The organism is Methylobacterium sp. D48H (genome assembly GCF_053345715.1).
Genome location: NZ_JBKFAP010000055.1, coordinates 1 through 8087, shown reverse-complemented (window position 1 = coordinate 8087; position 8087 = coordinate 1). Strand labels below are relative to the sequence as shown.

Here is an 8087-nt window from a genome sequence, read left to right as displayed (position 1 = left end):
CGGCCCTCGCGCCCCGCGGCCTCGGGCGGACCCTGCGGGCGCGCTACCTGGCCGCGCACCGCCCCGGCGGCGCGCCGCGGGGCCGGGCGGCCCTGCGGGTTCAGCCCTGGTCGCCGCTCGCCCGGATGGCCGGCCGCCCGACCCGGCGCCCGGCCGCCATCCCGCGGGTGGCGATGCTCCAGCCGGTTCCCGACATCGCCGCGGGCATTTCGGCCTCCACCGGCCGCCCGGCCGGGAGCGTCGCCGACCCTTCGGCGCTCCTCGACCGGAAGCCAAGTCGCGTCCCGAGTGCCGACCGGATGGTCGCCGAATCCGCGCTGCTGCCGGCGATCGCGGCCGGCCTGCCGGTCCTCGACCTGCGCCTGCCGGCTCCGCTCTGCACCGGCGACGAGGTCCGGATCCAGGCCTACGCCAATCGCATCAGCGCCAGCGTCGGCCTGAAGCCCGGCGACGACCTCGACCTGTTCGGGCCGGACGGCGCGCCGCGCGCCAACCTGGCGCCCGTGATGCTGGCGATGTCGGCGGTGGAGCTCGGCACGCTGCGGGCCGGCCCGGACCTCGTCGCCGGGGCGATCGCCCGGCTGAGGCCGCTCACGCCGCCCTAGGGGAGGCTTCCCGGGCGGCAAGCCTTGCGGTTCGGCCCCGGCCGCGCCACCTCTGCCCGGCCCGTTCCCTCACCCCGAGCCCGCCCGTGCCCCTGATCGACCTTGCCGCGCGTGCCGGCTCGGCCGTCAAAGCCTTCGCCGAAGCCTCGCACGACCTGCTGGTCCAGCCGACCCTGCGGCTGGGCGTGACCGGGCTCGCGCGCTCGGGCAAGACCGTGTTCACCACGGCGCTGATCCACCACCTCGTGGAGACGCACGCGCTGCCGGCCTTCGCGCCCGCGCAAGAAGGCCGCCTGCGCCGCGCCAAGCTGGTGCCGCAGCCCGACGACGACGTGCCGCGCTTCCCCTTCGAGGAGCATTTCGCGACGCTCACCGAGGCGCGGCGCTGGCCGCGCTCCACCGACCGGATCAGCCAGTTCCGCCTGGAGATCGCCTACGAGCGCGCCGCCGGCTGGCGCTCCGGCCCCGCGACCCTGATGCTCGACGTGGTCGACTACCCGGGCGAGTGGCTCCTCGACCTCGCGCTGATCGAGACCAGCTACACGGCGTGGTCCCGGGCCACGATCGGCGGCACCCGCCGGCCCGGCCGCGCCGCCGTGGCGGCGCCCTGGCTGGAGGCGCTCAAGGGCTTCGACCCGAACGGCCCCCTCGACGAGGTCGCGGCCGAGCGGGCGAGCGACGCCTTCAAGACCTACCTCGCGGGCCTGCGCGCCGGCCCCGAAGCCGTGGCGACGACGCCACCGGGCCGGTTCCTGATGCCGGGCGACCTCGCGGGCTCGCCGGCGCTCACCTTCGCACCCCTCGACCGGCTTACCGAGACGATCGCCCCCGACAGCCTCGCCGGGCTGATGGAGCGGCGCTTCGAGGCCTACAAGTCCAAGGTCGTGACGCCGTTCTTCCGCGACCATTTCCAGCGGGTCGACCGGCAGATCGTGCTGGTGGACGTCCTGTCGGCGGTCGATGCCGGGCCGACCGCCCTGGCGGAGCTGGAGGAGGCGCTGGACGCGGTGCTGCTCAGCCTCAACATCGGCCGCAACACGGTGCTGTCCCGGCTGTTCGCCCCCCGGGCCGACCGCGTGCTGTTCGCCGCCACCAAGGCCGACCACCTCCACCAGACGAGCCACGACCGGCTCGACGCGCTGCTGCGGCTGCTCGTGTCGCGGGCCATGCGGCGGACCGAGGCCGCGGGCGCCCGGGTCGGTACGGTGGCGCTCGCCTCGGTGCGCGCCACCCGCGAGACCACCGTCCACGACGGGTCGGAGACGCTGCGGGCGGTGGCCGGCACGCCGGAAGCCGGCGAGGTGGTGGGCGACGAGGTCTTCGACGGCAACAGCGAGGCCGCGATCTTCCCGGGCGAGCTGCCGGCCCGCGCCGAGGCGGTGCTGGAGGGGGCGGTCGAGCCGGGCTCGCTGCGCTTCCCGCGCTTCCGGCCGCCGCTGGTGCGCCCGGACGGGCTCGGCCGCGCGGGGCACCTGCCGCAGATCCGGCTCGACCGGGCGATGCAGTTCCTGATCGGCGACCGGCTGGCGTGACGATGTGTGCGATGCGGAGCCCGCGACCATGACCTCCGGCCAGAAACCCCGCGCCTTCCGGATCAGCCCCGAACCGGTCGGCGAGCCGAGCGTGACCACGACGCCGCTCGGGCCCCGGCCGCCGCAGGCCAGGATCGTCGAGGAACCCTTCGAGATCCTCGACGCCGCCGACGGCGTCGCCGTGCCGGTGGCCCCGCGCTCGCGCTCGCCCTGGGGCGCCCTGTTCTTCTCGGCGGTGGGCGGCCTCGTCTCCCTGGGCGTCGGCCTGTCGGTCGAGCGGATGATCAGCGACCTGTTCCAGGCCGCCCCCTGGCTCGGCTGGGTCGCGCTCGCGCTGCTGGGCCTCGCCGCGCTGGCGCTGCTGGCGATCGTCGTGCGGGAACTCGCCGGCCTTCGGCGCGAGCGCAAGATCGAGCGGCTGCGCCAGTCGGCGCTGGACGCCCTCGCCACCCGCGACCACACCGGCGCGCAGGCGGTGGTGCAGGCGCTCTCGACCTTCTACGCGGACCGCGACGCCCTGTCGGCGGGCCGCGCCCGGATCGACGCCGCCGCCGACGCGATCCTCGACGTCGACGACCGGATCGGCCTGGCCGAGCACGAGCTGCTCGCCGGCCTCGACCGGCAGGCGCGCAACGCCATCGCGACGACGGCCAAGCAGGTCTCGGCGGTGACGGCGCTCAGCCCGCGGGCGATCGTCGACGTGGCGTTCGTCGTGTTCGCGGCGGTGCGGCTGCTGCGCCGGATCGCGGCGATCTACGGCGGCCGGCCGGGCTTCCTGGGCTTCCTGCGGCTGGGGCGCGCGGCGCTCGCGCATCTCACGGTCACCGGCGGCATGGCGGTGGGCGAGAGCGTGATGCAGCAGGTTCTGGGGCTCGGGATCGCCGCCCGGGTCTCCGCCAAGCTGGGGGAGGGCGTGCTCAACGGGCTGATGACCGCCCGGTTCGGGCTCGCGGCGCTCAACGTCTGCCGGCCGCTGCCGTTCGTGCGGGAGGCCCCGCCGCGGCTCGCCGACGTCGCCGGCGAGCTGCTGCGCTCGGCCGAGGCCGAGCCGAAATAGTGGCGGGGCTACTTGGCGCCCGCGGTGGCGCGGCGGTTGGCGATGCGCGAGAACATGTTGCCGGTGTAGTCGGCGGTCTTCGGCTTCTCGGGCTCGCCGAGCTTGGCCTCGAAGGCCTCGATCCGCTTGAGCAGCGTCACGTCGTTGAATAGCGAGCTGTTGAAGTTGCTCTGGGCCCGGGGGCCGAGGGCGGTCTGCACCGCTTCGAGTCGTTCCAGAAGCTCTTTGCGCGTCACGGTGCTCTCCAGGGGCGGCTTCGGGACGAAGGACCGCCCGTGCCGCCACTGAAGAGGGCGGTGGTAAACAGCGCGTTAATGCGACCCGCGCCGGTCCCATCCCGCCGAGCCACGGGGACGCCGATCGTCCTCGCGCGCCGCAGGGCTCGCAGGCTCAGAGCCCCTTCAGGAACCCGGCGAGCCGCATCAGCCCCTCGGGCCAGGGGCCGTGCCCGCTCGCCACGTTGAGGTGGCCGGATTCGCCCGCGTCGACCGTGAGCGCCCCCCAGGCATGGGCGAAGTCGTCCGCCCGCTCGTAGGGGCAGTACGGGTCGGTACGGCTGGCGACCAGCAGGGACGGGAAGGGCAGGGGATCGCGCGGCACCGGCGCGAAGGCCCGGACCGCGTCGGGCAGGCCCGGCGCTTCCTCGACGTCCGGGAGCGCCACCAGGAGGGCGCCGCGCACCACCCCCGCGGGGAAGCGCGGCACCGCCTCGACGCACGCCACCACGCCGAGGCTGTGGGCGATCAGGATGACCGGCCGCGTCGCCGCCGCGACCGCCTCGGCGATGCGGCCGCACCACGCCTCCGGGGTCGGTTCGTGCCACTGGTCCTGCTCGACCACGCGCGCGGTGGCGAGGCGGCCCGCCCAGCGGGCCTGCCAATGGTCCTCCTCGGAGCCCCCGAGCCCCGGGACGATGAGGATGTCGCAGTCGGCGGTCTTCATACCGGGATGCCTAGTGCGGACCGGCGGACGCGTCGAGACCGTCCCGTCATTCGGCCGCGATCGGCGCCGCTCCCTCGAGGGCCAGGATGTGTCGGGCGATCTGCACGGAGGCGCGGTTCTTCGCCTTGGCCTCGATCTCGAAATCCGCCCAGGCGAGGTGCCGGGCGACGAGGTCGTTCACCGCCCGGTTCCACATCATGTCGGAATGGGCCGCGAGGTCGCGGACCGCGTGACCGGCCGCGCGCAGGGCCGGGAAGTCGGGCAGGGCGTCCGGATCGCAGGCGGCGGAGACCGCCTCGCGCGACACGCTGATATGGGCCACGGGCCGGACGCCGCGCCAGGATTCCTGCACCCGGGCGATCCGGGGATCGTCCGGCTCGAGATACTCCCCGCCGCTCTCGACCCAGTGGTGGTGCAGGTCGAGCACCACGGGCACGAGGTCGGCGAGCTGCAGCACCGCGTCGAGGCCGAACACGTTCTCGTCGTTCTCCACCGTCACGAGGTCGCGCGCCACCCGGCTCGCCCGGGGCAGGGTCTCTCGGAAGCCCTCGACCCCCGGGTCGCCCGCGCCGACATGGATGTTGATGTGGGCGCCGTGCGGGTGCCAGCCGCCGCCGTAGCCCATCCGGTCGAAGATCTCGGCGTGGTAGTCGAGCTCGGACAGGCCGTTGGCGATCGCCGCCGGGTTGCGGCTCGCCAGCAGGCAGAACGGTCCCGGGTGGAAGCTCAGGCGCACCCCGAGCCGGCGGGCCAGCGCGCCGGCCTCGGCGAGGCCGCGCTCGACCAGCGCCGTCATCTCGGGCTCGGCGTAGAGCGGCTGCGCGATCGGGTGGGTGTAGCCCGGAAGGACGTTGCTCGCCATGCGCAGGAGACGCTCCAGCGGCGGCCGGGCCCCGACCCAGGCGATCTGGCGGGCGAGGGCGTCGAGGTTGTGGGCGACGAGCCCGGTGAGCTTCACCCGCCGGGCGGCCGGCTCCAGCTTCGTGAGATGGGCCATGGTCACGCTGGTGAGGTTCATGTGCAGCGTGGCCTCCCGCTCCGCCTTGAGGGTGGCGTGGGTGCCGGGCGGCTCGTCCAGGACGAACTTGCAGCAGAATCCGAGTCGGGGCTGATCGCGCATAACGAGCACAACGCGCGGAGGGCCGCGGCGTCCCCGCGCGACGCGCGGAACGGCCGCGGCACGACGACGTTGGGAGTCCCGAGCGCGGCAGTTCCGCGCACTGGCCCCGATCCATGCCCCCGTCACCGTCGCGTTCGACCGGCCCCTCGGAGGGCGGCTCGATCCTCTGGATCCTGATGCTTGGTTCGGCGCTGGTCGCCCTCGCGGCGGCGCCGGGGCGGCGCCGCGTGCCGGCGGCTCTCCCCGCCGACGAGCCGCCGCTCGACCGCGATCCGTCCTGCGACGATCGGGGCCTGCGAAAGGGCGTCGCCGCGGGGGCGCGCTCGATCTCGGGGCGCGCCGCGCAGCTCACCGCCGCGACCCAGCCGGAGCGCGGCCGCGCCGCCGACAGCCCCGTCGAGATGACGCGGTCCGGCTGGAAGGACATCGTCGTCCGGGTCTACCTGGAGTTCAACAAGGACCGGGTCCTGGCGGTCGCCGCCGGGGTGACCTTCTACACGCTGCTGTCGCTGTTCCCCGCCATCGCCGCGCTGGTCTCCTGCTACGGCCTCTTCGCCGACGTGACCGTCATCAACGATCACCTCGCCCAGCTGCACGCGGTCCTGCCGTCCGGCGCGGTCGAGCTCATCGGCGACCAGGTCAAGCGCATCGCCGCCAAGGGCAGCGGCTCCCTCAGCATCACGTTCTTCTCCAGCCTGCTCCTGTCGATCTGGAGCGCCAACGCGGCCATGAAGGCGATGTTCGACGCGCTGAACGTCGTCTACGAGGAGGAGGAGAAGCGGAACTTCTTCTGGCTCAACCTCCGCTCGCTCACTTTCACGGTCGGCGCCCTGCTGTTCATCATCGTCGCGCTCAACGTGATCGTCGTCGTGCCGGTGATGCTGAACTTCCTGGGCCTCGGCTCGACCGCGTGGCTGCTCGCGGCCCTGCGCTGGCCGGCGATCCTGATCGTCCTGCTCGGCGGCCTGTCGGTGCTCTACCGGTTCGGGCCGAGCCGGGAGCACGCCCGCTGGCGCTGGGTCGGGTTCGGCAGCGTCGTCGCGGGCCTACTCTGGCTCGCCGCGTCGCTCCTGTTCTCCTGGTACGTCGCCAATTTCGGCACCTACAACGAGACCTACGGGTCGCTCGGCGCCGTGATCGGCTTCATGACGTGGATCTGGATCTCCTCGACGATCGTGCTGCTCGGAGGCGAGATCAACGCGGAGCTGGAGCACCAGACCGCCCGCGACACCACCACGGGCGCGCCGCTGCCGATGGGCGCGCGCCGGGCGCGGATGGCCGACACCGTCGGCGCCGCCGCCTGAACGCCGCGTCTCCGATTCCGGAGACGCCCTGCGGCATCCTCCGGGACTGCCGGATAGGGCGCGCGATCCCTATATAGCGTGGCGAGAAGGGAGATCGTCATGGCCGACACGCCGACCACCAGCCCGGAGACCCGCAGCGACGCCGAGTGGCGCTCGGCGCTGACACCGGAGCAGTACCGGGTCCTGCGCGAGCACGGCACGGAGCGGGCCGGCACGAGCTGTCTGCTCGCCGAGAAGCGGGCCGGGACCTTCACCTGCGCCGGCTGCGGTCAGCCGCTGTTCGAGCAGGGCACCAAGTTCGAGTCCGGAACGGGCTGGCCGAGCTTCTTCGAGCCCCTCGACGGCGCCGTCGAGACCACGGTGGACCGCAGCCACTGGATGGTCCGCACCGAAGTGCACTGCGCCCGCTGCAAGGGCCATCTGGGCCACGTCTTCGACGACGGCCCGGCGCCGACCGGCCTGCGCTACTGCATGAACGGCGCGGCGATGAATTTCGAGCCGGCTGAATGAATCGCGGGGGCCGCTAACCTGGGTTCGGAAACGCGGCGCGAAAGCCGGGATATCGGGGACAGGGACCGCCGGGGCCGGATCATCGGCCGGATCCGGTCTTGATTTCGTCGCGTTTTTGCTTAGCGCTCTATAGTCTCAGGATGTCGCTGTCCGGTGATTGGCGACGGAAGCGGTCAGGCTCTGGCGAATACGGCGTGGCAGTCAGCTTATACGCCGTGCGGGCCGGCTCCACGTGCCCCCTTCCGTGCGGCCCGGCGGCGCTGAGGGCTGTCCGCCGGATCGGCGCGCCGCCGACCAAGCGGGAGGGGTTTTGAGTTCATGAGCACCGTTCGCCGATTTCTGGTCGCACCATCCCTGGTCCGCCTGATCCGCAAGGAGCGGGGTGGCGCCCGCATCACAGAGGGTCACTTCGCGCCCCAGGGCGGCCGGGCCTCCTACGTGCGCGTCGACGGCCAGGTCTGCCAGCTGGTCCTGGTGAACAAGGGGCCGGACGGCGTCCCGGTCGAGGAGCGCACCGACGTCCCCCGCGCCCACGGCGACGCCCTGCTGGACGTGTGCCCCGGCAAGGCCGCCTACGACCGCACCACGCTGAATGCCGGCGGGCGCGAGATCGCCATCGACCGCTACGTCACCCCCGGCAGCCTGGACCTGATCAGCGTCACCTTCGACGATGACGGCGAGGCCGCCGGCTTCCACGCCCCGAGCTGGTTCGGCCGCGAGGTCAGCAGCGAGCCGGCCTTCGAGCGGGCGGCCCTGGCCATCCAGGGCGTGCCGGCGGCCGAGGAGGTGGCGCTGAGCAACGCCGCGCTGGACGCGGTGCTGGACCTGATCGAGCCGCGCTTCGGCTTCGGCCGTTACGGTAGCAGCAGCAGCCGGAGCACCGAGTCCGACGAGGGCGCGATGGGTGCTATGCGCCGGGCCGCAGCTCCGGCGGCGCTGGCCGCCGCCGCGCCGGTCGTCGCCGCACCGCCGCCGGCTCCCGAGCCCGCCGCGGCCGCCCCGCGCCCGCCCGAGCCG

8 protein-coding genes and 1 pseudogene are annotated in these 8087 nt (G+C 73.7%); 6 read left to right on the top strand and 3 right to left on the bottom strand.

All coding sequences use genetic code 11. The features are described from left to right. From ACLBX8_RS31235 to ACLBX8_RS31225, 3 genes and pseudogenes are all read left to right on the top strand, one after another. Positions 1-605, top strand: a pseudogene (locus tag ACLBX8_RS31235) (hypothetical protein); the annotation flags it as partial. A gap of 86 nt (positions 606-691) precedes the next feature. Next, positions 692-2137 (top strand): YcjX family protein, encoded by a 1446-nt coding sequence (locus ACLBX8_RS31230; protein WP_447699182.1) that lies wholly within the window; start codon positions 692-694, stop codon positions 2135-2137. A gap of 28 nt (positions 2138-2165) precedes the next feature. After that, positions 2166-3194 (top strand): YcjF family protein, encoded by a 1029-nt coding sequence (locus tag ACLBX8_RS31225; RefSeq protein WP_100252337.1) that lies wholly within the window; start codon positions 2166-2168, stop codon positions 3192-3194. 8 nt (positions 3195-3202) lie between these two features. Here ACLBX8_RS31225 and ACLBX8_RS31220 read toward each other — a convergent pair whose 3' ends face one another. The 3 genes from ACLBX8_RS31220 to ACLBX8_RS31210 all read right to left on the bottom strand — a co-directional run bounded on the left by ACLBX8_RS31220 (position 3203) and on the right by ACLBX8_RS31210 (position 5256). Further along, positions 3203-3430: a hypothetical protein gene (locus tag ACLBX8_RS31220; protein WP_447699181.1), complete on the bottom strand. Its 228-nt coding sequence runs from the start codon at positions 3428-3430 to the stop codon at positions 3203-3205. A 154-nt stretch (positions 3431-3584) separates the two neighbouring features. Then, entirely contained in the window at positions 3585-4136 is a 552-nt protein-coding gene (locus ACLBX8_RS31215; protein WP_447699180.1) for an RBBP9/YdeN family alpha/beta hydrolase, read from the bottom strand. Positions 4137-4182: 46 nt separating this feature from the next. Continuing rightward, on the bottom strand, positions 4183-5256 hold the full coding sequence (locus tag ACLBX8_RS31210; RefSeq protein ID WP_447699179.1) for a UV damage endonuclease UvsE: 1074 nt from the start codon (positions 5254-5256) through the stop codon (positions 4183-4185). Between the two features lie 113 nt (positions 5257-5369). Between ACLBX8_RS31210 and ACLBX8_RS31205 the strand changes: the two genes are divergently transcribed. From ACLBX8_RS31205 to ACLBX8_RS31195, 3 genes are all read left to right on the top strand, one after another. Continuing rightward, complete coding sequence (locus tag ACLBX8_RS31205; RefSeq protein WP_447699178.1) at positions 5370-6560, top strand: YihY/virulence factor BrkB family protein; 1191 nt, start codon at positions 5370-5372, stop codon at positions 6558-6560. 99 nt (positions 6561-6659) lie between these two features. Next, positions 6660-7070 carry a peptide-methionine (R)-S-oxide reductase MsrB gene (gene msrB / locus ACLBX8_RS31200; RefSeq protein WP_020095375.1) on the top strand — a complete coding sequence of 137 codons (411 nt, stop codon included), beginning with the start codon at positions 6660-6662 and terminating at the stop codon, positions 7068-7070. 318 nt (positions 7071-7388) lie between these two features. Continuing rightward, positions 7389-8087: hypothetical protein (locus tag ACLBX8_RS31195; protein WP_447716369.1), on the top strand; the 699-nt coding region annotated here is incomplete at its 3' end.